Origin of the sequence: Reyranella sp., assembly GCF_965229815.1 — a bacterium.
Taxonomy (GTDB): Bacteria; Pseudomonadota; Alphaproteobacteria; order Reyranellales; family Reyranellaceae; genus Reyranella.
In genome coordinates this window covers 1,646,159-1,668,332 of sequence record NZ_CBDDJN010000006.1, presented here as the reverse complement: position 1 = coordinate 1,668,332, position 22,174 = coordinate 1,646,159, and the positions used below count along the sequence as shown (strand labels likewise).

Here is a 22,174-nt window from a genome sequence, read left to right as displayed (position 1 = left end):
CTCAGGCCGCTTCGTAGGCTTCCTGCGTCACCAGCCACTCGTGCTCGGCATGGGCGATCTCGCGCTCCAGCCGCACCTTCTCGCGCTGCAGGTCGGCGACATTGACCGACGGGTCGCTGTAGGTCTCCGGGGCGCCTAGCCGGGCCTCGATGTCGCTGCGCTGCTTGTTGAGCCTGGCGATGCTCTTCTCCAGCGTGTCGAGCGTCTTCTTGAGCGGGGCCCGCCGGGCCCGTGAATCCGCCGACTGCTTGCGCTGCTCCTTCTTCGGGGCCGGCTCGGGCGTGGCCTCCACGGGGGCCGCGGCCTCGCGCTCGCGTTTCCCCGTCTTGCCGCCCTTGCCGCCGGAGCGCTCGCGCAGGAGCGCGCTCTGGTAGTCGTCGATGTCGCCGTCGAACGGCGTGACCTTGCCGCCGGCCACCACCCAGAGCTGGTCGGCGACCATCTTCACCAGATGCGTGTCGTGGCTCACCAGCACGACGGCGCCGTCGAAGTCGTTGATCGCATCGACCAGCGAGGCGCGCGCGTCCATGTCGAGATGGTTCGTCGGCTCGTCGAGCAGCAGCAGGTGAGGGGCGCTGCGGGTGGCGAGCGCCAGCAACAGCCGCGTCTTCTCGCCGCCCGACATCAGGCCGACCTTGAGGTCGGCGCGGTCGCGGCTGAAGCCGAAGCGGCCGAGCTGGGCACGCACCTTGGTTTCCCCGGCGCCCGGCCCGAGCGCGTTGGCCATGTGCTGGAACGGCGTGCCTTCGTAGTCGAGGCTCTCTTCCTGGTCCTGCGAGAAGTAGCCGACCCGCAGCTTGGAGGGCTTGCGCACCCGGCCCTCACGCGGCTGCAGCCGGTCGGACAGGAGGCGGATGAAGGTCGACTTGCCGTTGCCGTTCTGGCCGAGCAGGGCGATGCGGTCGTCCATGTCGAGGCGCAGGTCGATCTTGCGCAGGATCGGCGGGCCGTCGCCGTAGCCGACCGTGACCTCGTCCAGCGTCTCGATCGGCGAGGCGAGCTGGTCGGGCGGCGGGAAGCTGAAGGCGATCTTCTCGTCGATCGGCACCGAGGCGACCGGTCCCAGCTTCTCGATCATCTTCATGCGCGACTGCGCCTGGCGCGCCTTGCTGGCCTTGGCCTTGAAACGATCGACGAAGGCCTGCATGTGCTTGCGCTGGGCGGCGATCTTGGCCTGCTGCGCGGCATCGTGCTCCAGCCGTTCGGCGCGGGTGCGCTCGAAGCGGTCGAAATTGCCGCTGTAGGTCACGAGCTTCTGCTGGTCGATGTGGACGATGTGGTCGCACACGTCGTTCAGAAGGTCGCGGTCGTGGCTGACCATCAGCAGCGTGTGGCGGAAGCGCCGCAGGTGCTCGGTGAGCCACAGCATGGCCTCGATGTCGAGATGGTTCGACGGCTCGTCGAGGATCAGCAGGTCGGGGTCGCTGAACAGCGTGCCGGCCAGCGCCACGCGCATGCGCCAGCCGCCGGAGAACTCGCCGCAGGGCCGTGCCTGTGCCTCGTTGTCGAAGCCGAGCCCATGCAGGATCGAGGCGGCCCGCGCCGGCGCCGACGCCGAGCCGATCTCGTCCAGCCTTGCGTGGATTTCCGCCAGCCGCAGCCCGTCGTGGCAGGTCTCGGCCTCTGCCAGCAGCGAGGTGCGCTCGACATCGGCCGCCAGCACGGCGTCGATGACGGGAATATCGCCGCCCGGCGGGTCCTGCGGCACCGCCCCCACCCGCATGCGGCCGGTCATGTTGATGTTGCCGCCGTCGGCCTCGATCTGGCCCTGGATCAGGCGAAGCAGGGTCGACTTGCCCGCGCCATTGCGGCCGACCAGACCGACCTTCCAGCCGTCGGATATGGCCGCCGAGGCGCGATCGAACAGGACGCGCTCGCCGTGGCGGAAGGAAAGGTCGTTGACGTGCAGCATGGGGGTCGCGGCCTTTAGCACGCGGAGGGTGCGCCCTCCAACCGGCTTGCCGGTGCCGGACCCCGCGTCTATAAGGCGCCCCCACACGCACAAAGTACGCTGCCCAAGAGGGATTTATGGCCGTCGAACGCACTTTCTCGATCATCAAGCCGGACGCGACGCGCCGGAACCTGACCGGCAAGATCAATGCCCGGTTCGAGGAGAACGGCCTGCGCGTCGTCGCCCAGAAGCGCATCTGGATGAGCCGCCAGCAGGCCGAGCAGTTCTACGGCGTGCACAAGGCGCGGCCGTTCTTCAACGATCTCTGCACCTTCATGACCTCCGGCCCCGTCGTCGTGCAGGTCCTCGAGGGCGAGAACGCCATCGCGAAGAACCGCGAGATCATGGGTGCCACCAACCCGGCCAACGCCGCCGCCGGCACCATCCGCAAGGACTTCGCCGAGTCGATCGAGGCCAACTCGGTGCACGGCTCGGACTCGGCCGAGAATGCCGCGATCGAGATCGCCTACTTCTTCGCGGGCTCCGAGATCGTCGGCTGAACGGATCCTGTCGAGGCACAAAAAAGCGGCCCGCGGGCCGCTTTTTCTTTGCTGTGTCCGGTCGGGGCGACCGGCGTCAGTCGAGGACGGCGGCGCCGACCAGGAGGGCGATCGTGCCGCCGATGCCCAGCAGCAGCGCCAGCACCGGCACGTTGCCGACCAGGCCCAGGCCCATGCAGGCCAGCACCAGGATGACGAACAGGATCCCGAACAGGCAGAGCTTGTTGAACGCCTGGTAGGTGTGGAGGTGCGCGGGGTAGTCGTCCTGCGTGTCGGCCATGTCTGTTCCTCGTGAATGCTGGCTCGCTTATAGCGAACTAGGGCTCGGGCGAGAAGAGCAGGGTGGCGCCCGGCGCCACGCCCGCGACCCCGGCGCGGCCGTCCCTCACCGACAGGCGGCCTTCGGCGAACCAGCGCACGACCAGCGGATAGAGGCGATGCTCCTGCCGGAGGATCCGGACTGCGAGCGTGTCCGCGGTGTCGCCGGCCAGCACCGGCACGGCGGCCTGGGCGATGATCGGGCCGCCGTCGAGATCGGCCGTGACGAAGTGGACCGTGCAGCCGCTCACTTTCACGCCGGCATCGAGCGCCTGCTGCTGGACGCGCAGGCCGGGAAAGGATGGCAGCAGCGAGGGGTGAATGTTGAGCTGCCGGTCCTGCCAGCGCGCCACGAACCACGGGCTCTGGATGCGCAGGAAGCCCGCCAGCGCAACCAGCCCGACGCCGTGCTTCTCCAGCTCGGCCGACACCGCGCGGTCGAAGCTTTCGCGGTCGGGGTAGCCCTTGTGCGGGAGGGCGGTGGCCGGAATGCCGGCGGCGCGCGCCGCGGCGAGGCCGGCGGCGTCGGCGACGTTGCTCACCACGCAGGCCACCTCGGCGGGATAGTCGGGGGCCGATGCCGCCTCGATCAGCGCGGCCATGTTGCTGCCGCGCCCCGAGATCAGGATGCCGACCTTCAGCTTCGCCATAGGCTGTCGGCGTGATCGACCACGCAGCCGGCCTCGCCGTCGGGGCCGCGTTCGATGGTGCCGACCTCGCGGACGCTCTCGCCGGCATCGGTCAGGGCCTGTGCCACGCGTGCCGCGTCGGCGGCGGCCACGACCACGATCATGCCCAGGCCGCAGTTGAAGGTACGCAGCATGTCGTCGGTCGGCACCTGGCCGACGGAACGAAGCCAGGAGAAGATCGCCGGCGCGGTCCACTGGCGCGCATCGAGGCGGGCGCGCAGCCCGTCCGGCAGGCAGCGCGGCACGTTGCCGGGCAGGCCGCCACCGGTGATGTGCGCCAGCCCCTTGATGGCGCCGGTGGCGCGGATCGCCGCCAGCAGCGGCTTGACGTAGAGGCGCGTCGGTTCGAGCAGCGCCTGGCCGAGCGTCCCCGTGCCGAACGGCGAGGCGGCGTCGTAGGCGAGGCCGCTGCGCTCGACGATGCGGCGCACCAGCGAGTAGCCGTTGGAATGGGCGCCGCTGGAGGCGAGGCCCAGCACGACGTCGCCCGGTGCGATGTCGGCGCGCGGCAGAAGCGCATCGCGCTCGGCGGCCCCGACGGCGAAGCCGGCGAGATCGTAGTCGCCGTCGGCATACATGCCCGGCATCTCCGCGGTCTCGCCGCCGACCAGCGCGCAGCCGGCGCGGCGGCAGCCTTCGGCGATGCCCGCGACCAGCCGGCGTCCGGTGTCGACGACGAGGCGGCCACTCGCATAGTAGTCGAGGAAGAAGAGGGGCTCGGCGCCCTGCACCACGATGTCGTTCACGCACATCGCCACCAGGTCGATGCCGACCGTGTCGGGGATGGCCGCCTCGATCGCGACCTTGAGCTTGGTGCCGACGCCGTCGGTGCCCGATACCAGGATCGGATCGCTGAAGCCCGCCGCCTTGAGGTCGAACAGGCCGCCGAAGCCGCCCAGGCCGCCCATCACGCCCGGCCGGTTCGTGGCGCGCGCCAGCGGCTTGATGTGCTCGACGAGATCGTCTCCTGCATCGATGTCGACGCCGGCGTCCTTGTAGGTCAGCGGCGGGCGATTGTGGCCCTGTTGGTCACTCATGGGTCGGGGCGTCGTCGGGCTTCAAGCCGGGCTCGTTCGTGGTAGATAGGTGGCGCGAACATAGCCAAAAACCGGACCCCCGCAATGCCGCCTGCGCGCAGGTTTTCCACCCGCTGGTTCTTCCTGGCCGCCGCCTTCGTGGCGGCGTCGCTGTCCTTCGCCGGGGGCGTCTCGGCCCAGGAGAACAGCAACTACACCGTCACCGGCGTCGACGTCGACGTCACGGGCAGCGACCCCCTGCAGGCGCGCCAGATCGGTCTGGCGGAGGGCCGTCGCAAGGCGGCCCAGATGCTGGTCGACCGCCTGGTGGCGCCGCAGGACCGTGCCCGGGTGTCGATTCCGTCCGACGCCAACCTCGAAGGCATGGTGCGCGGCATCGAGTTCGTCCGCGAGCGGCCGGCCCCGGGCCGCTACAGCGCGACCCTCAACGTCGTCTTCCAGCCCGACCAGGTGAAGGCGTGGCTGGGCGGGTCGGGCGCCCGGGTGTCCGAGACGGTGCCGCGGGCGGCGCTGGTCGTGCCGCTGTGGAAGGACCAGTCCGGCGTCGAGCCTCTCGACGAGCGCAATCCCTGGCGCGAGGCCTGGCGCGGGCTGGACACGACCGGCAGCGCCGTGCCCGTGACGGTGGTGCGGGGCGACCGGGCCGACCAGGGCGCGGTGACGGCGGAGCAGCTCTATATCGGCGACGTGTCGGCGCTGGCGCGCCTCAACGCGCGCTACAACGCCCCGACCATCGTCGTGGCGGTGGTCGACGGTCCGCGCGAGGGCGGTCCCCTGACGGTGAAGGGGCTGCGCTACGACACCCAGACGGGCGCGCGCAGCGAGATCCCCGCCGCCACGGTGGCCGACGCCGCCAAGCTGCCCGACGCGGCCCGCCAGATGCATGCCCGGCTCGACGAGCAGTGGCGCGAGGTCGCCGTCGTGCGTCGCGATGCGCAGGATTCGATCGACGTCACCGTGCCGATCCGCACCCTGGCCGACTGGGTGCAGATCCGTCAGCGGCTGGGCGGCCTGCCGGCGCTGCGCAACGTCGCTGTGCGCAACCTCGAAGCGGACCGGGCCGAGCTGCGGCTCGACTATTTCGGCACGACCGAGGATCTCCAGCGCGTGCTGGCGCAGGCCGGACTGTCGCTGGACAGGGAAGGGGACAAGTGGCGGCTGCAGGCGCGGTGAACGCCGCTCCCGGGAGCTCCGGATGAGCGCGACGGGTCAACCTGCCCGGTGGCGCTTCTGGGTGGCGATCGCCGCCCTCTTCCTGGTGCTGCTGTGGCTGCTGAACGACATCCTCCTGCCGTTCGTCGTCGGCATCGTCGTCGCGTATTTCCTGGATCCCATCGTGACCCGCCTGCAGCGGCTCGGCCTGTCGCGCACCTGGGCGACGACGGGGGTGACGATCGTCGCCGTGCTGATCGCCATCGGCGTGGCGATGGCCATCCTGCCGCCGCTGTTCGGCCAGTTCCAGTCCCTGATCCTCAACCTGCCCGACTACACGGTGAAGCTGGCCAGCCATGTCCTGCCGCTGATCGACCCGCTGCGCGAGCGGTTCGACCTGCCGCCGCTCAGCCTGCAGGAGCTCCAGTCCGAGGTGGCGCAGCGGGCGGGACAGGTGCTGACCTTCCTCGGCGCCGTGGCAGGGCAGGTGGCGCAGCGCGGCATCGCCCTGGTCAACCTGCTCGGGCTGCTGTTCCTGACGCCGGTGGTCACGTTCTACCTGCTGCGCGACTGGGAGAGGCTGCTCGCCGCCATCGACGATGCGCTGCCCCGCGACCATGCCGACACGATCCGGCACCTCGCCCGCGAATCGAACGACGCCATCGCCGGTTACGTGCGCGGCCAGGCACTGGTCTGCATCTCGCTGGGTGCGATGTACGCCATCGGCCTGTCGGTCGTGGGGCTGCAGTTCGGCCTGGTGATCGGCCTGATCGCCGGCGCCATCTCCTTCATCCCCTTCGTCGGCACCTTCGTCGGCGCGGTGATGGCGCTCGGCATGGCGCTGGTGCAGTTCCCGCCCGAGTGGATGGGCGTGGTCAAGGTGGCTGTCGTCTTCATCCTGGGCCAGATGCTGGAGGGCAACGTCCTGTCGCCCAAGCTGGTCGGCGACCGGGTGGGGCTCCATCCCGTGTGGATCATGTTCGCGCTGCTGGCCGGCGGCAGCCTGTTCGGCTTCGTCGGCGTCCTCGTCGCGGTGCCGATTGCGGCGGTGCTGGGCGTCGTGGTCCGCTACCTGCTCGGCCGCTACCGCGACAGCGACCTCTATCGCGGCGACGAGCCGGTGTGAGCGTGCCGAGCCAGCTCACCTTCGATCTGGCCCTGCCGCCGCCGACCTACGAGCGGGCCGACTTCGTCGTGACGCCGGGCAACCGCGAAGCGCTGGCCTGGATCGACCGCTGGCCGGACTGGCCCGCGCCTGCCCTGGCGCTCGGCGGTCCGCCGGGAAGCGGCAAGACCCACTTGGCGCACATCTGGGCGGCGCGGGCCGCCGCAGGCTGGACGGACGGGCCGGGCCTCGAGGGGCGGAGCGTCGCCGACCTTGCGGAACTGCTGGCGGGCTCGCCGGCGCTGGTTGTCGAGGAGGCCCATCGGGCGCCCGAGCGCGCCCTGTTCCATCTCTACAATCTGGCGCGGGAACGGCGGGGCAGCCTGCTGCTGACGGCGCCGGCGCTGCCCGCCCAGTGGACGATCTCCTTGCCCGATCTCGCGTCGCGACTGCGGGCGGCCCCGGCAGTTGGCGTCGCGGCGCCGGACGACGAGCTGCTGGGCTCGCTCATCCTGAAGCAGCTGGCCGATCGGCAATTGCATGCCGGCGCCGGCGTCGTGCACTATCTCGTGTCGCACATGGAGCGGTCGGCCGACGCGGCCCGCCTGGTGGTGGCGGCGCTGGACCGTCGCGCGCTCGTCGAGCGGCGCGAGATCGACCGCCGCCTGGCGGCCGACGTTCTGGCGGAGCTGTCGGCCCGCTCCTGAAGGCGCACAGGGAGGATTCGAATGAAGAAGGCGCTCGTCGCCGTCGCACTGGCGACAGCCATCCCCGGCGCGTCGGCCCAGCAGGCCTCCGTCATGGGCGTCTGGCTCACCCAGTCGGGCCTCGCGCATGTGCGGCTGGCCCCCTGTGCGCAGGCTGCCACCGGCGCCCTCTGCGGCACCGTCGTCGGGCTGGTCAATCCCAAGGGGCCGAACGGCGCGCCCGTGGCACCCGACGCGGCCACCGACTACCGCAATCCCGACCCGGCGCAGCGCACCCGCAAGGTCATCGGCATGCCGATCATGTGGGGCTTCAAGCCGTCGACGGACGGCAGGTCCTTCGAGGACGGCAAGATCTACAACGGCGAGAACGGCAAGGTGTACAGCGCCAATGTCAGCCTCGAAACCGACGGCAGGCTGCGTCTGCGCGGGTTCGTGGGCAACCCGATATTCGGCGAGACGCAATACTGGACACGGGTGAACTAGGAGAAACGCAATGGATATGGGCATCAAGGGCCGCAAGGCGATCGTCTGCGCGGCGAGCAAGGGACTGGGCAAGGGCTGCGCCATGGCGCTGGCACAGGAAGGCGTCGACCTCGTGATCAACGCCCGCACCAGGAGCGAGCTCGACGCCACGGCCGAGGAGATTCGCAAGAAGACCGGCGTGAAGGTGACGCCGATCGCCGTCGACGTCACGACGGACGCGGGCCGCAAGGAGGTGCTGGCCGCCTGTCCCGAGCCCGACATCATCGTCAACAATGCCGGCGGCCCGCCGCCCGGCGACTTCCGCGACTGGAACCGCGACGACTGGATCAAGGCGATCGACGCCAACATGCTGACGCCGATCGAGTTCATCAAGGCATCGGTCGACGGCATGATGAAGCGGGGCTTCGGCCGCATCGTCAACATCACCTCGAGCTCCGTGAAGGCGCCGATCGACATCCTCGGCCTCAGCAACGGCGCGCGCAGCGGCCTCACCGGCTTCGTCGCCGGCGTGGCCCGCGTCACCATTCGCCACGGCGTTACGATCAACGGGCTGCTGCCCGGACCCTTCGCCACCGACCGCCTGCGCGGCACCTACAAGGCGCGCGCCGCCAAGAGCGGCAAGAGCTACGACGACGAATACGCGGCGGGCGCCAAGGCGAACCCGGCCGGACGCTTCGGCACGGCCGAGGAGTTCGGCGCCGCCTGCGCCTTCCTGTGCAGCGTGCACGCCGGCTACATTACCGGTCAGAACCTGCTGATGGACGGCGGCCAGTACCCCGGGACCTACTAGGACCGGCGATAGGCTGTTCGTCACTGTCATCCCGAGCCGGAGCGCCTGCCCTGAGCGGAGCCGAAGGGAGGGGGCCTTTGAAGCCGAACCAAAGGTCCCTCGCGGCGCTCGGGATGACACCGAGCCCGCATCAGGCAACCCTCAGCCCACCCTGAGGTCGCGCGGGCGGACGAAGGCGACGAGCTCGGCCGAGCCCAGGGCGAGCTCCCGCCACGGCCGGTCGGCGACCCGCAGGGTCGCCAGGGCGCCGGTCGGGTACTTTTCCTTCAGGCGCGCCAGGGCCTCGGCCGGACCGCGCCCGGCCAGGGCCTCGGCAAGCTGCCAGATCCCGTCATTGTGGGCGATGAGCATGACCGTGGAAGCGGTGTCCGGCGCCGCCCTCAGATGGGTGAGCAGCGTTTCCGCCGGCGCGAGATAGAGGTTCTTCTCCAGGACGATCGGTGGCGCCGGCGTCGATATCTTCTTGACGATCGGCGCCAGGGTCTGGCGGGTCCGCATCGATGTCGAGCACAGGATCAGGTCGGGTCGCGGCCCGCGTCGGGCCACGTGGTCGGCCATGTCGTCGGCGGCGCGCTCGCCGCGCCGGTTGAGCGGCCGCTCGTGATCCTCCAGGCGAGGGTCGCTCCAGGCGGATTTTGCGTGTCGGAGGAGGAGGATCGTCTTCACCGGCCGGACTCTGGAAAATCGTTGTATGACAGACACTTATTGAATTGCCATGACATGGTCATGCGGTGGCGGTACGGTACGCGTGAACCAATCGGGAGGTGCCCTGCAGGGGCATGCGATGGACGCTTCCAGTCCCACCGCCACTCAGGCTACCGACCTTGCGATAGCACCCGACAGCCCGCGGCGCTTCATCAATCGCGAACTGTCGTGGCTGGCCTTCAACATGCGGGTGCTGGAGGAGGCGAGCAACAAGCGCCATCCGCTGCTCGAGCGCGTGCGCTTCCTGTCGATCTCGGCCGACAATCTGGACGAGTTCTACATGGTCCGGGTCGCCGGACTGGTCGACATGCTGCCGACCCGCGGCACCCTGCTCAGCGACGACGGGATGACGCCGGCGGAACAGCTCTCCGCCATCCGCCAGCGGGCGTCGACGCTGATGGACCGCCAGCAGGAAGTGTGGGCGGCCCTGCAGGACGAGCTGCGCGAGGCCGGCATCACCGTCCTCGATCCGTCCGAGCTCAGCGAGACGGAGCGGGCTTGGCTCGACCAGTACTTCATCGAGCAGGTCTTCCCCATCCTGACGCCGCTCGCCATCGATCCGGCGCATCCCTTTCCGTTCATCCCCAACGGGGGTTTCTCGGCCATCCTCAAGCTGCAGCGCAAGGACGACCGGCGGCCGCTGATGGCGCTGCTGCCGCTGCCGCCGCAGGTCGACCGCTTCGTGCGGCTGCCGGGCGCGAGCGTGCGCTTCCTGTCGCTGGAGGATCTGGTCGACATTTACCTGCCGCGCCTGTTTCCCGGCTACGAGGTGATCGAGCGCGCCTTCTTCCGCGTCATCCGCGACAGCGACGTCGAGATCAACGAGGAGGCCGAGGACCTGGTGCTGCTCTACGAGAGCGCGCTCAAGCGTCGTCGCCGCGGCGACCTGATCTCGATCTCGGTCAACAGCGCCATGCCGGCCGAGCTGCGCGACTTCCTGTTCGACCAGCTCGAGGTCCCGGCCCAGACCCAAACGGTCCACGTCTTCCACCTCGACCGCATGCTCAACATCGGCGACGTCAAGGCGGTGATCGTCGACGACCGGCCGGACCTCAAGTTCGTGCCCTATGCCGTGCGCTTCCCCGAGCGCATCCGCGACTTCGGCGGCGATTGCTTCGCGGCGATCCGCGCCAAGGACATCGTCGTCCACCATCCCTACGAGAGCTTCGACGTCGTGGTGCAGTTCCTGCGCCAGGCGGCGCGCGATCCCGCGGTGGTGGCGATCAAGCAGACCCTGTACCGGACCTCGGCCGATTCGCCGATCGTCAAGGAGCTGATCGCGGCGTCCGAGGCCGGCAAGACCGTGACGGCGCTGGTCGAGCTCAAGGCGCGCTTCGACGAGGAGGCCAACATCCGCTGGGCGCGCGACCTCGAGCGCGCCGGTGTGCAGGTCGTCTACGGCTTCATCGACCTCAAGACCCACGCCAAGGTCTCGATGGTGGTGCGCCGCGAGGCCCAGTCGATCCGCACCTACGTTCATTTCGGCACCGGCAACTATCACCCGATCACCGCCCGCATCTACACCGACCTGTCCTTCTTCACCTGTGACCCGGCGATGGGCCGCGATGCCGCGCGCCTGTTCAACTACATGACCGGCTACGCGCGGCCCGAGAAGATGGAGAAGATCGCCTTCGCGCCGGTGACGCTGCGGCCCAGGCTCTACGAGCTGATCGATGCGGAGATCGCCGGCGCCCGCGCCGGGCGGCCGGCCGCCATCTGGGCGAAGCTGAATTCGCTGGTCGACCCCGAGCTGATCGACCGGCTCTATGCCGCGTCCAACGCCGGCGTCCAGATCGATCTCGTCGTCCGCGGCATCTGCTGCCTGCGCCCCGGCATGCCCGGCCTCAGCGAGCACATCCGGGTCAAGAGCATGATCGGCCGCTTCCTCGAGCATGCCCGCATCATCTGCTTCGGCAATGGCAAGCCGCTGCCCTCGCCGGAGGCCAAGGTGTTCCTGTCCTCGGCCGACTGGATGCCGCGCAACCTCGACCGCCGGGTCGAGCTGTTCTGCCCGGTCGAGAACCCGACCGTGCACGAGCAGGTGCTGGACCAGATCATGGTCGCCAACCTCAAGGACGACGGCCAGAGCTGGATCATGGCGTCCGACGGTTCGTACAGCCGCCGCGCGGTGAGCAAGGAGCCGTTCATCGCCCACCAGTATTTCATGACGAATCCTTCCCTGTCGGGCCGCGGCAGCGCGCTGAAGCTGAGCGGCGCGGTCCCCCGGCTGGTCCTGAGCTCCTGACGGCAGCGGCGTCGCGTCGCGGTCGATTCGGCGCTGCAATTCCGTGCGCTTTCGGATAGAGGGGACGCGCATGGACGGCGAGACAACCGTGGACCTCCGCGCGACCCGGGGCCGGGTCGGCATCATCGACGTCGGCTCCAACTCGATCCGTCTCGTCGTCTACGAGCGCGCCAGCCGCGCGCCGCTGCCGGTGTTCAACGAGAAGGTCCTGTGCGGCCTCGCCCGCGGCCTCGACGCCACCGGGCGGCTCAATCCCGAGGGCGTGCGCCTGGCGCTGGCCAACATCGACCGTTTCACGACGCTCGCCCACAACATGAAGGTGACGTCGCTCGACCTGCTGGCCACCGCCGCGGTGCGCGACGCCGCGGACGGCGAGGACTTCATGCGCGAGCTCGCCCGGCGGCCCGGCATCCACGCCCACACGGTGAGCGGCAAGGACGAGGCGCGGTTCTCGGGCTACGGCGTGATCTGCGGCATTCCGGAGGCCTCGGGCGTCATGGGCGACCTGGGTGGCGGCAGCCTCGAGCTGGTGGCGCTGGGCGACGGCGCGCTGGGCAACTCGACGACGCTGCCGGTCGGACCGCTGCGCCTGATGTCGTCGGGCCGCGGCGATCCCAAGCGCATGGTGGTCGAGGCCGTCGACGGCGTGCCGTGGCTGCGCGAGCATGCCGGCTCCACCTTCTATGCCGTCGGCGGCGCGTGGCGCTCCTTCGCGCGGCTCCACATGGAGCAGGCGGGCTATCCGCTGCACATCATCCATCACTACGAGATCGCGGCCGAGGAGGCGCGGGCGGTGGCCCGCCTGATCGCCGTGCAGAGCGCCAAGTCGCTGGAGAAGATGCCGGGCGTGTCGCGCCGCCGCACCGACACGCTGCCGCTCGCCTGCCTCGCGCTCGATCGCCTGCTGGCGACGATCAAGCCGAGGTCCGTGGTCTTCTCGGCCTTCGGCCTGCGCGAGGGCTTCTACTATTCGAGCCTGAGCGAGGCCGAACGGGCCCGCCATCCGCTGATCGCCTTCGCCGAGGAGCAGGGCGAGGGGTGGCGTCGCTTCGACCTCGCGCCGGCCGAGATCTTCGACTGGCTGAGCCCGGTGTTCGGCGACGAGACCCCCACGGATCGCGTGCTGCGCACCGCCGCCTGCCATCTCAGCGACATTTCGTGGAACGACCATCCCGACTACCGCGCCGAGCAGGCCTATGTCCGCGTCCTCCATCTGCCGGCGCCGGGCATGAGCCATCGCGAACGGGCGGTGCTCGCGATGGCCCTGGCCTATCGCTACAAGAGCGATCCCAAGGCGGCGATGCTCGATACGGCGCTGCATCTGTCGGACAGCCGCGGCCGCAGCTTCGCCCGCCGCCTCGGCGCCTGCCTGCGGCTGGCCTACAATCTGAGCGGCGGGGCGCCGGGCCTGCTGCCGCGTATCGCGCTCGGCCGCACCGACCGCGAGCTGCGCCTGACGGTGCCGGCCGATGCCAGCGCCAGCCTGGGCGACGTCACCGCGCGGCGCCTGGAGAGTGCCGCCGAGGCGTTCGGCCTGAAGCCGGTGATCTCGCGCGGCTGATGCCGGATCGTCCGGCCGCCTCAGGCGGCGGGCGCGAGCGGGATCAGCTTGGGATGCTCGCCGGCCAGCGCCAGCGCCAGGCGGCCCTCGATCAGGTCGACCGCGTCGGCCCCGAACACCTCGCGGCGCCATCCCTTCAGGGACGGCAGGTCGCGCTTGCCGGCGGCCAGCCGGTCGAGCTCGTCGGCGCTCGCCACCAGCCGGCCGGCCACGCCGGCCTGCTCGGCCTTGAGCCGGAGCAGGGTGCGCAGCAGGTCGACGACGGGGCCGGGCGCGCGCAACTGCTCGGGCGCCTTGTCGCGGGTCGGCAGGTCGGAATCGGGCAGGGCGCGGGCCCGCTCGAGCGCCTCGATCAGCTCGCGCCCCTGCCAGCCGTCGGCGAATCCGCGGCCGAGCCCGCGCGTGCGCGCCAGCTCCTCGGCGTCGCGCGGCGCGTGGCTGGCGATCTCGAGAAGCTGCTCGTCGCGCAGCAGGCGCTGGCGCGGGATGTCGATGCGCTGGGCGGTGCGCTCCCGCCAGGCGGCGACCTCGCGCAGGGTGGCCAGCAGCCGCGGCGAGGCGCCGCGCGGCTTCAGCCGCCGCCAGGCCTGCTCGGGATCGGCGCGATAGGTGCCGGGATCGTTCAGGACGGCCATTTCCTCGGCGATCCAGGAGAAGCGGCCGGTCTTGTCGAGCTGGCGCTTCAGCTTCTCGTAGACGACCCGCAGGTGGGTGACGTCGGACAGCGCATAGGCGATCTGGCGCTCGCTGAGCGGCCGGCGGCTCCAGTCGGTGAAGCGGCTCGACTTGTCGATCTTGGCCTTCGCCAGCCGGGTGGCGAGCGATTCGTAGGACGCCGCCTCGCCGTGGCCGCACACCATGGCGGCGACCTGGGTGTCGAACAGCGGCTGCGGCACCGTGTTGTTCCGCAGGTAGAAGATCTCGAGGTCCTGCCGGGCGGCATGGAAGACCTTGAGGACCTTGGGGTTTGCCATCAGGGCGTCGAGCGGGCCGAGGTCGATTCCCTCGGCCAGGGCGTCGATCGCGGCCGCGTCCTCCGGCCCCGCCACCTGCGCCAGGCAGAGCTTCGGCCAGTAGGTCCGCTCACGCATGAACTCGGTGTCGACGGTGATGAACTCGGTATCGGCCAGCGGCGCGCAGAAAGCCGCCAATTCCTCGGTGGTGGTGATGAGCTTCATTTGACCGATCTATAGCGGGCATGGCGGGGAGGGGCAAAGGCAGCGGCCGGGAATGGGGACGGAAACGGCCAATTGCTTGACTTGGCAGCGTGTTCCGTGCCTTTTGCCGCCCCGTAAAACCCGGAAAAAGCGCGATGTCCTCCGTCTACCGAACCCATACGTGCGGCCAGTTGCGGCCCGAGCATGTCGGCCAGCAGGCCCGCCTGTCGGGCTGGGTGCAGCGCAAGCGCGACCACGGCAACCTGCTGTTCATCGACCTGCGCGACCACTATGGCGTGACCCAGGTGGTGGTCGACGTCGCGAGCCCCGTCTTCAAGATCGCCGAATCGGTGCGCAACGAGAGCGTGATCACGGTGACCGGCAAGGTGGTGGCGCGCGAGGCCGCGACCGTGAACCCCCGGCTGGCCACGGGCGCCGTCGAGCTCGACGCCGCCGAGATGGTCGTCCAGTCGATGGCCGAGACCCTGCCGATCCCGGTGCACATCGAGAACGACACGACGCCGGAGGAGCTGCGGCTGAAGTACCGCTTCCTCGACCTGCGGAAGGACAAGCTCCACCGCAACATCATGCTGCGCAGCCAGGTCATCGCGTCCCTGCGCCGGCGCATGATCGAGCAGGGCTTCATGGAGTTCCAGACGCCGATCCTGACGGCCGACAGCCCCGAGGGCGCGCGCTCCTACGTCGTGCCGAGCCGCCTGCATCCCGGCAAGTTCTATGCGCTGCCGCAGGCGCCGCAGATGTTCAAGCAGCTGCTGATGGTGTCGGGCTTCGACCGCTACTTCCAGATCGCGCCCTGCTTCCGCGACGAGGATGCCCGTGCCGACCGCGCGCCGGGCGAGTTCTACCAGCTCGACTTCGAGATGAGCTTCGTCACCCAGGACGACGTGTTCGCGGCCATCGAGCCCGTCCTGCACGGCGTGTTCGACGAGTTCGCCGGCTTCGGCCGCGACACGCCGCGCAAGGTGACGTCGTTCCCGTTCCCGCGCATCCCCTATGCCGAGGCGCTGCTGACCTACGGCACCGACAAGCCCGACCTGCGCAACCCGCTCAGGATCGTCGACGCCGGTGCGGTCTTCGCAGGCTCCGACTTCAAGGTCTTCGCCGGCATCGTCGCCTCGGGCGGCGTCGTGCGGGCGCTGCGGGCGCCGGGCGCGGCCGCCCAGCCGCGCAGCTTCTTCGACAAGCTCAACTCCTGGGCCCAGGGCGAGGGCAAGCCCGGCCTGGGCTACATCGTGCTCGAGGGCGGGGCGGGCAAGGGGCCGATCGCCAAGTTCGTGGCCGGCGAGCGGCTCGAGAAGCTGAAGGAGCTGACCGGCGCGCGCGACGGCGACGCCGTGTTCTTCGTCGCCGACAAGCCGGAGGCCGCCTGGAAGTTCGCCGGCCTTGCCCGCACCAAGGTCGGGCAGGAGATGGGCCTGATCGCCGAGAACACGTTCGAGTTCTGCTGGATCGTCGACTTCCCGATGTTCGAGTACGACGAGACGGCCAAGAAGATCGACTTCAGCCACAACCCCTTCTCCATGCCGCAGGGCGGGCTGGAGGCGCTGGAGACGCAGGATCCGCTGACCGTCAAGGCCTGGCAGTACGACATCGTCTGCAACGGCATCGAGCTCTGCTCGGGCGGGATCCGCAACCACAAGCCGGACATCATGTTCAAGGCCTTCGGGATCGCCGGCTACAGCAGGGAAGTGGTCGAGCAGCGCTTCGGCGGCATGCTGAATGCCTTCCGCTACGGTGCCCCGCCGCACGGCGGCGCGGCGCCCGGCGTCGACCGCATCGTCATGCTGCTGGCCGACGAGCCCAACATCCGCGAGGTCATCACCTTCCCGATGAACCAGCAGGCCGTCGACCTCATGATGGAGGCCCCGACCGAACTGCCGCCGGAGAAGCTGCGCGAGCTGCATATCGGCCTGCGCCTGCCGCCGCCGAAGAAGGACTGACCGGGCGGCGGCCGCGACGCCGACGCCCTTCAAGCCCCTCGGCGTTCCGTACTAGTCTTCGCCCGGCGCAGGTTTGCCTGGGGAGAGGGTGCATGCCGCCTCGCAAGCGGGGTCCGACGAAACGGCTGACGGTCGAGGAGACCCGGCTGCGCGAGGCGCGGGAAGGAAGGGCGGCCTGGAAGCGCTGGGGGCCCTATCTCAGCGAGCGCCAGTGGGGGACCGTCCGCGAGGACTACAGCGCCGACGGCAACGCCTGGGACTATTTCAGCCACGACCAGGCCCGCTCGCGGGCCTATCACTGGGGCGAGGACGGGATCGCCGGTCTCAGCGACGACCATCAGCGCCTGTGCTTCTCGGTCGCGCTGTGGAACGGACGCGACCCGATCCTGAAGGAACGGTTGTTCGGCCTGACCAACAGCGAGGGCAATCACGGCGAGGACGTGAAGGAGTACTACTTCTACCTCGATTCCACGCCGACCCATTCGTACCTGAAGTACCTCTACAAGTACCCGCAGGACGCCTTTCCCTACGCCGATCTCGTGGACACCAACCGCCAGCGCGGACGCCACGACCCGGAATACGAGCTCCTCGACACCGGCGTGTTCGACGGCGACCGCTACTTCGACGTGACGGTCGAGTACGCCAAGGCCGCGCCGGACGACATCCTGGTCCGGATCAGCGTCAGCAACCGCGCCGCCGAGCCCGCGTCGCTGCACGTCCTGCCGACCCTGCTGTTCCGCAACAGTTGGAGCTGGTGGCCCGACCGCGAGAAGCCGGTCCTGCGGCGGTTGGAGGGGCCGGCCGTCGCCGTCGAGGCCAGCGAGGCGGAGCTCGGCCGCTTCATCCTTCATTGCGAGGGTGAGCCCGCGCTTCTTTTCACCGAGAACGAGAGCAACAACGAGCGGCTCTTCGGCACGCCCAACGCCTCGCCCTGGGTCAAGGACGCCTTCCACGTCTGTGTCGTCGACGGCCGGGGGGACGCCGTCAATCCGGCCGGCACCGGGACCAAGGCGGCGGCGCACTACCGGATCGATGTCGGCGCCGGCGAGACCGCGGTGATCCGGCTGCGCCTCCGCGCGGCGGCGGCCGGGGAGAGCCAGGACGAGCCGTTCGGCAGGACCTTCACCCAGCTCTTCGAACGCCGCCGCAGCGAGGCCGACGCCTTCTACCGGGCCGTCACGCCGTCGCACGTTGGCGAGGATGCCGCCCTCGTGCTGCGCCAGGCGATGGCCGGCATGCTGTGGAGCAAGCAGTACTATTTCTACGACACGAACCTCTGGCTGAAGGAGCGGAGCGAGGAGGGCGGCGCGGCGCCGGACCGCAATCGCGAATGGTTCCACCTGCTGGGCGACCATGTCATCTCGATGCCGGACAAGTGGGAGTATCCCTGGTTCGCGGCCTGGGACCTCGCCTTCCACACCGTCGCGCTCGGCTCGGTCGACATCGACTTCGCCAAGGACCAGCTCGATCTCCTGCTGCGCCAGACCTACGTCCATCCGACCGGGCAGATCCCGGCCTACGAATGGAACTTCGGCGACGTCAATCCGCCGGTCCATGCCTGGGCGGCGATCTTCCTCTATCGCACGGAGCAGGCGCTGCGCGGGGAGGGCGACCGCGAGTTCCTGAAGCGCCTGTTCGGCCGGCTGGCGGCGAACTTCGGCTGGTGGATCAACCGCAAGGACCGGTTCGGCCGCAGCCTGTTCGAGGGCGGCTTCCTCGGGCTCGACAATATCGGCGTGTTCGACCGCAGCGCCGCGCTGCCGACCGGCGGCCATCTCGAGCAGGCCGACGGCACGGCCTGGATGGCGCTGTTCTGCCAGAACATGATCGAGATCGCGTCGGAACTCGCCGCGCACGATTCCACCTACGAGGAGCTGGCGGCGAACTACGCCGTCGAGTTCCTGCTGATCGGCCGCGCCATCAACACGCTCGGCCCGGCCGGCATGTGGGACGAGGAGGACGGCTTCTACTACGACGTGCTGCGCCTCCCCGACGGCAGCGCGACCCGGCTCAAGGTGCGCTCGATGGTCGGCCTGCTGCCGATTTGCGCCACGACCGTGATCGAGCCGTCGCAGCGCGAGCGCCTGCCGCGCCTGATCTCCGGCATCCTGCACTGGCTCGACCGCATGCCGGACTTGCGCGAGACGATCCATGCGACGGGCCCCGGCCATCACGGGGTCGGCGGGCGCGGGCTGCTCGGCCTGGCCGACGAGCGCCGCTTGCGGCGCATCCTCTCGCGGGTGCTGGACGAGGACGAGTTCCTGAGCCCCCACGGCATCCGCGCGCTCTCGCGCCATCATGCCGACCATCCCTACGTCTTCTCGGCCGGCGGCCAGGAGTTCCGGGTCGCCTACCTGCCGGCGGAATCGGATTCGGGCATGTTCGGCGGCAACTCGAATTGGCGCGGGCCTGTCTGGGTACCGGTCAACGTGCTGATCATCCGCGCCCTGCTGCACTACTACCTCTACTACGGCGACAATTTCCGCATCGAGTGCCCGACCGGCTCGGGCCGCGAGATGAACCTGTTCGAGGTGGCCCGCGACATCGCCAACCGGCTGGCCTCGATCTTCCTGCGCGACGCCGACGGGCGCCGCCCGGTGTTCGGGGGATCGGAGAAGTTCCAGACCGACCCGCACTGGCGCGACAATCTGCTGTTCTACGAGTACTTCCACGGCGACAACGGCGCCGGCATCGGCGCCAGCCACCAGACCGGATGGACCGGCATCGTCGGCTCCCTGATCGAGCTTTTCGGCAAGGTGGACGGCGACTCGTTCCTCGCGGGCGGAAGCGACGTCACATTCGGCCGGCAGGGCTGAACCACACCGCCGGCCTGTGTTGAATCGCGGCGCCGGCAGTCATGGCGGTGTCCCGGCGCTGCCATGGTCTTGACGCCGATTCCGTGTCAGGGGTGGTTCGATGGTCTGCCGGGCGTGTCGCGCGCTGCGCCGACCGTCCCGTCCCGGAACTCCCGTGAGGCACCATGCTGGCGAAGAATGCTTCGAGAGTGGGTCCGCGCAATCCCCAGGTCGTCGTCCTGGTGGGCGCCACCGGCGATCTGTCGCGCCGGAAGCTGCTGCCCGGCCTGTTCCACCTCTGCCGCTCGGGCTTCATCCCGGGCACGCGCATCATCGGCGTGTCCCTCGACGAGATGGATGCCGAGGGCTTCCGCAAGCTGGCGCGCGCGGCGCTCGACGAGTTCGCGAGTCGCTCCACCGACGGCGCTGACGGCGCCTCGTTCGCCGAGCTGCTGGACTACGTTCCCATGTCGGCCGGCCCCGCCGCGCTGCGGGAAGCGGTCGAGAAGGCCGAAGCCGCGCTGGGCGACGAGGCGCGGCGGCTGCACTATCTCAGCGTGCCGCCGGCCGCCGCCCTGTCGGCCGTGCGCCTGCTCGCGGAGGCCGGGCTCGTGCCGCGCAGCCGCATCGTCATGGAGAAGCCGTTCGGCACCGATCTCGCCAGCGCCGTGGCGCTGAACCGGCGGCTGCACGAGGTCTTCACCGAGGACCAGATCTTCCGCATCGACCATTTCCTCGGCAAGGAGGCGGCGCAGAACATCCTGGCCTTCCGCTTCGCCAACGGCCTGTTCGAGCCGATCTGGAACCGCAACTTCATCGACCATGTCCAGATCGACGTCCCCGAGACGCTGGGGCTCGCCATGCGCTCGGCCTTCTACGAGGCGACCGGTGCCTTCCGCGACATGGTCGTGACCCACCTGTTCCAGATCCTGGCCTTCGTGGCGATGGAATCCCCGACCTCGCTCGAGCCCCAGCCGATCGGCGAGGAGAAGAACAAGGTCTTCCGCAGCATGTCGCCGATCGATCCGAGGAATGTCGTGCGCGGCCAGTATGCCGGCTACCGGTCGGAAGAGGGGGTCGATCCCGAATCCGATACCGAGACCTTCATCGCGCTCAGGTGCGCCATCGACAACTGGCGCTGGGCCGGCGTGCCGTTCTTCCTGCGCACCGGCAAGCGGCTGGCCGAGGGGCAGCGCATCATCTCGCTGGCCTTCCGCGAGCCGCCCAAGAGCATGTTCCCGGCGGGCTCGGGCGTCGGCGCGCAGGGGCCGGACCATCTCACCTTCGACCTCGCCGACACCTCGAAGATGTCCTTGTCGTTCTACGGCAAGCGTCCCGGACCGGGCATGCGCCTCGACAAGCTCAGCATGCAGTTCTCCATGCACGACACGGACTGGCTGGGCGACGTGCTGGAGGCCTACGAGCGGCTGATCCTCGACGCCATGCGCGGAGACCACACGCTGTTCACGACCGCCGAGGGCATCGAGCGGCTGTGGGAACTCTCGACCCCGCTGCTCGAGGCGCCGCCGCCGGTGCGGCTCTACCAGCCGGGCTCCTGGGGGCCGAAATCGATCCACCAGCTCATCGCGCCGCATGCCTGGCGCCTGCCCTTCGAAAGGGCCTGGCGCGATCCCAACAGCACGGGCGGCTGAGGCCCGCGCGGGGGTCGTTTCTCTAAGATCTGTGGGAAGGTTGGCTGGGGGACCAGGATTCGAACCTAGACTAACCGGGTCAGAGCCGGTTGTTCTACCATTAAACTATCCCCCAAGGACCGCCGCGTGCGTGGGCAGTGGCTGCCGCTGGAATCGCCGGACCGGGCCGGCGCGTCGGATTTAACGATGCCGGGCCGGGTTTGCAAGGGTCGGGCTCAGTGGGCTCGCCCCGGCCCGCAGGGTGGGTTACCATTGTCCCAAGGAAAGAGTTCCAGATGGCCGGGGAATCCACCCCTCACGCGGGGAACAAGGGAGGCTGGCACAGCGGCCGGTTCGCGCACACCTTCGCCGCCATCGATCTCGGCACCAACAACTGCCGCCTGCTGGTGGCCAAGGCGTCGATCGAGGGCTACGAGGTGATCGATTCCTACTCCCGGCCGGTCCGGCTGGGCGAGGGGGTCGCGCTGAACGGGACGCTGTGCGGTGACGCGATCGATCGCACGTTGCAGGCGCTGGGCGTCTGCGCGTCCAAGATCGAGCGCCACCGGGTCAGCCGGGCCCGTCACATCGCCACCGAGGCGTGCCGTCGCGCGTGCAACGGCGGCGACTTCCTGGCGACGGTGAAGACCCGCACCGGCCTCGACTTCGAGGTGATCCCGCCGGCCGAGGAGGCGCGGCTGGCGCTCGCGAGCTGCGAGAACCTGCTCGACGCCGCGATCCCCCACGCCCTGCTGGTCGATATCGGCGGCGGCTCGACCGAAGTGAGCTGGATCCGGGTGCGCGGCCATGCCGGCCGGCTGGGCGGCGTCGCCACCGAGCTGCTCGACATGACCTCGGTGCCGTGGGGTGTCGTCACCCTGACCGAGTCCTGCGTCCGCGGCACGCCGCGCGAGGAGCGGGTGTCGCGCGCCTGCTACGACGACATGGTCGAGCGCATCCGGGCCGACCTGCGGCCGTTCTGCGCCCGCCACGGCATCGCCGACGCCATCGCCCGCGGCGAGGTCCAGCTGATCGGCGCCTCGGGCACGGTGACGACGGTGAGCGCCCACCATCTCGGCCTGAAGCGCTACAACCGCACCCTGGTCGACGGCTCGCGGATCGGCCGCGACACGATCCTCAGCATCTGCGACGAGCTCGCCGAGAAGTCGGTCGTCGAGCTCACCGGCATCCCCTGCATCGGCAACGATCGCGCCGACCTGGCGCTGGCCGGCGGCGCCATCCTCGAGGCCGTCTGCCGGCAATGGCCGGCGCCCGTGGTGCGGGTCGCCGACCGCGGCCTGCGCGAGGGCGTCCTGATGGACCTGATGCGGCAGGCCGACCGCGACGCCGATCCCTTCCGCTGCCGTGACGCGTAAGTCGGGCGGCT

17 protein-coding genes, 1 tRNA gene and 1 pseudogene are annotated in these 22,174 nt (G+C 69.7%); 12 read left to right on the top strand and 7 right to left on the bottom strand.

Annotated features, from left to right (window positions below; translation table 11 throughout):
- Window position 1 precedes the first annotated feature (1 nt).
- Entirely contained in the window at window positions 2-1,912 is a 1,911-nt protein-coding gene (locus tag ACO073_RS19325; protein WP_421999428.1) for an ABC-F family ATP-binding cassette domain-containing protein, read from the bottom strand.
- A gap of 116 nt (window positions 1,913-2,028) precedes the next feature.
- On the opposite strand from ACO073_RS19325, the gene ndk reads away from it, so the two are divergent.
- Window positions 2,029-2,451, top strand: a complete 423-nt coding sequence (ndk, locus tag ACO073_RS19320) for a nucleoside-diphosphate kinase (protein ID WP_421999426.1) — start codon at window positions 2,029-2,031, stop codon at window positions 2,449-2,451.
- A 76-nt stretch (window positions 2,452-2,527) separates the two neighbouring features.
- Here ndk and ACO073_RS19315 read toward each other — a convergent pair.
- The 3 genes and pseudogenes from ACO073_RS19315 to purM form a co-directional block, all read right to left on the bottom strand.
- Window positions 2,528-2,737, bottom strand: a pseudogene (locus tag ACO073_RS19315) (aa3-type cytochrome c oxidase subunit IV); the annotation flags it as partial.
- A gap of 31 nt (window positions 2,738-2,768) precedes the next feature.
- Window positions 2,769-3,419 (bottom strand): phosphoribosylglycinamide formyltransferase, encoded by a 651-nt coding sequence (purN, locus tag ACO073_RS19310; protein WP_421999425.1) that lies wholly within the window; start codon window positions 3,417-3,419, stop codon window positions 2,769-2,771.
- The gene (purM, locus tag ACO073_RS19305; RefSeq protein ID WP_421999423.1) at window positions 3,407-4,495 is read right to left on the bottom strand and encodes a phosphoribosylformylglycinamidine cyclo-ligase; all 1,089 of its coding nucleotides are present in this window, start codon (window positions 4,493-4,495) and stop codon (window positions 3,407-3,409) included. The genes purN and purM overlap by 13 nt, the downstream gene beginning before the upstream one ends.
- An 84-nt stretch (window positions 4,496-4,579) precedes the next feature.
- Here purM and ACO073_RS19300 point away from each other — a divergent pair, with 84 nt between their 5' ends.
- Genes ACO073_RS19300 through ACO073_RS19280 form a run of 5 tightly spaced genes read left to right on the top strand, consistent with a single transcriptional unit; the run spans window position 4,580 to window position 8,732 of the window.
- Window positions 4,580-5,668: a DUF2066 domain-containing protein gene (locus ACO073_RS19300; protein ID WP_421999421.1), complete on the top strand. Its 1,089-nt coding sequence runs from the start codon at window positions 4,580-4,582 to the stop codon at window positions 5,666-5,668.
- Window positions 5,669-5,690: 22 nt separating this feature from the next.
- Window positions 5,691-6,773 carry an AI-2E family transporter gene (locus tag ACO073_RS19295; protein ID WP_421999419.1) on the top strand — a complete coding sequence of 361 codons (1,083 nt, stop codon included), beginning with the start codon at window positions 5,691-5,693 and terminating at the stop codon, window positions 6,771-6,773.
- Window positions 6,770-7,459, top strand: coding sequence for a hypothetical protein (locus ACO073_RS19290; protein ID WP_421999417.1), 690 nt, complete (start codon window positions 6,770-6,772; stop codon window positions 7,457-7,459). The genes ACO073_RS19295 and ACO073_RS19290 overlap by 4 nt, the downstream gene beginning before the upstream one ends.
- Before the next feature lie 21 nt (window positions 7,460-7,480).
- The gene (locus ACO073_RS19285) at window positions 7,481-7,942 is read left to right on the top strand and encodes a DUF2147 domain-containing protein (RefSeq protein WP_421999416.1); all 462 of its coding nucleotides are present in this window, start codon (window positions 7,481-7,483) and stop codon (window positions 7,940-7,942) included.
- A gap of 10 nt (window positions 7,943-7,952) precedes the next feature.
- Window positions 7,953-8,732 carry an SDR family oxidoreductase gene (locus ACO073_RS19280; protein ID WP_421999415.1) on the top strand — a complete coding sequence of 260 codons (780 nt, stop codon included), beginning with the start codon at window positions 7,953-7,955 and terminating at the stop codon, window positions 8,730-8,732.
- Window positions 8,733-8,873: 141 nt separating this feature from the next.
- Here the strand turns inward: ACO073_RS19280 and ACO073_RS19275 are convergent, their stop codons facing one another.
- The gene (locus ACO073_RS19275; protein ID WP_421999413.1) at window positions 8,874-9,398 is read right to left on the bottom strand and encodes a SixA phosphatase family protein; all 525 of its coding nucleotides are present in this window, start codon (window positions 9,396-9,398) and stop codon (window positions 8,874-8,876) included.
- Window positions 9,399-9,516: 118 nt separating this feature from the next.
- Here ACO073_RS19275 and ACO073_RS19270 point away from each other — a divergent pair, with 118 nt between their 5' ends.
- Together ACO073_RS19270 and ACO073_RS19265 are read left to right on the top strand one after the other, a co-directional pair.
- Window positions 9,517-11,682 carry an RNA degradosome polyphosphate kinase gene (locus tag ACO073_RS19270; RefSeq protein ID WP_421999412.1) on the top strand — a complete coding sequence of 722 codons (2,166 nt, stop codon included), beginning with the start codon at window positions 9,517-9,519 and terminating at the stop codon, window positions 11,680-11,682.
- 70 nt (window positions 11,683-11,752) lie between these two features.
- Entirely contained in the window at window positions 11,753-13,243 is a 1,491-nt protein-coding gene (locus ACO073_RS19265; RefSeq protein ID WP_421999411.1) for an exopolyphosphatase, read from the top strand.
- A 20-nt stretch (window positions 13,244-13,263) separates the two neighbouring features.
- Here the strand turns inward: ACO073_RS19265 and rnd are convergent, their stop codons facing one another.
- Window positions 13,264-14,421 carry a ribonuclease D gene (rnd, locus tag ACO073_RS19260; protein WP_421999409.1) on the bottom strand — a complete coding sequence of 386 codons (1,158 nt, stop codon included), beginning with the start codon at window positions 14,419-14,421 and terminating at the stop codon, window positions 13,264-13,266.
- Between the two features lie 134 nt (window positions 14,422-14,555).
- Between rnd and aspS the strand changes: the two genes are divergently transcribed.
- The 3 genes from aspS (at window position 14,556) to zwf (ending at window position 20,808) form a co-directional block, all read left to right on the top strand.
- A complete protein-coding gene (aspS, locus tag ACO073_RS19255) occupies window positions 14,556-16,361 on the top strand; it encodes an aspartate--tRNA ligase (protein ID WP_421999407.1) in 1,806 nt (601 codons plus the stop codon).
- A gap of 92 nt (window positions 16,362-16,453) precedes the next feature.
- Entirely contained in the window at window positions 16,454-19,177 is a 2,724-nt protein-coding gene (locus ACO073_RS19250; protein WP_421999405.1) for an MGH1-like glycoside hydrolase domain-containing protein, read from the top strand.
- Window positions 19,178-19,341: 164 nt separating this feature from the next.
- Window positions 19,342-20,808, top strand: coding sequence for a glucose-6-phosphate dehydrogenase (gene zwf / locus ACO073_RS19245; RefSeq protein ID WP_421999403.1), 1,467 nt, complete (start codon window positions 19,342-19,344; stop codon window positions 20,806-20,808).
- Window positions 20,809-20,849: 41 nt separating this feature from the next.
- On the opposite strand, the gene ACO073_RS19240 is transcribed toward zwf, so the two are convergent.
- Window positions 20,850-20,923 (bottom strand) — tRNA-Gln (locus tag ACO073_RS19240).
- A gap of 160 nt (window positions 20,924-21,083) precedes the next feature.
- Between ACO073_RS19240 and ACO073_RS19235 the strand changes: the two genes are divergently transcribed.
- A complete protein-coding gene (locus tag ACO073_RS19235; protein ID WP_421999401.1) occupies window positions 21,084-22,163 on the top strand; it encodes a Ppx/GppA phosphatase family protein in 1,080 nt (359 codons plus the stop codon).
- The last annotated feature ends 11 nt before the right edge of the window (window positions 22,164-22,174 follow it).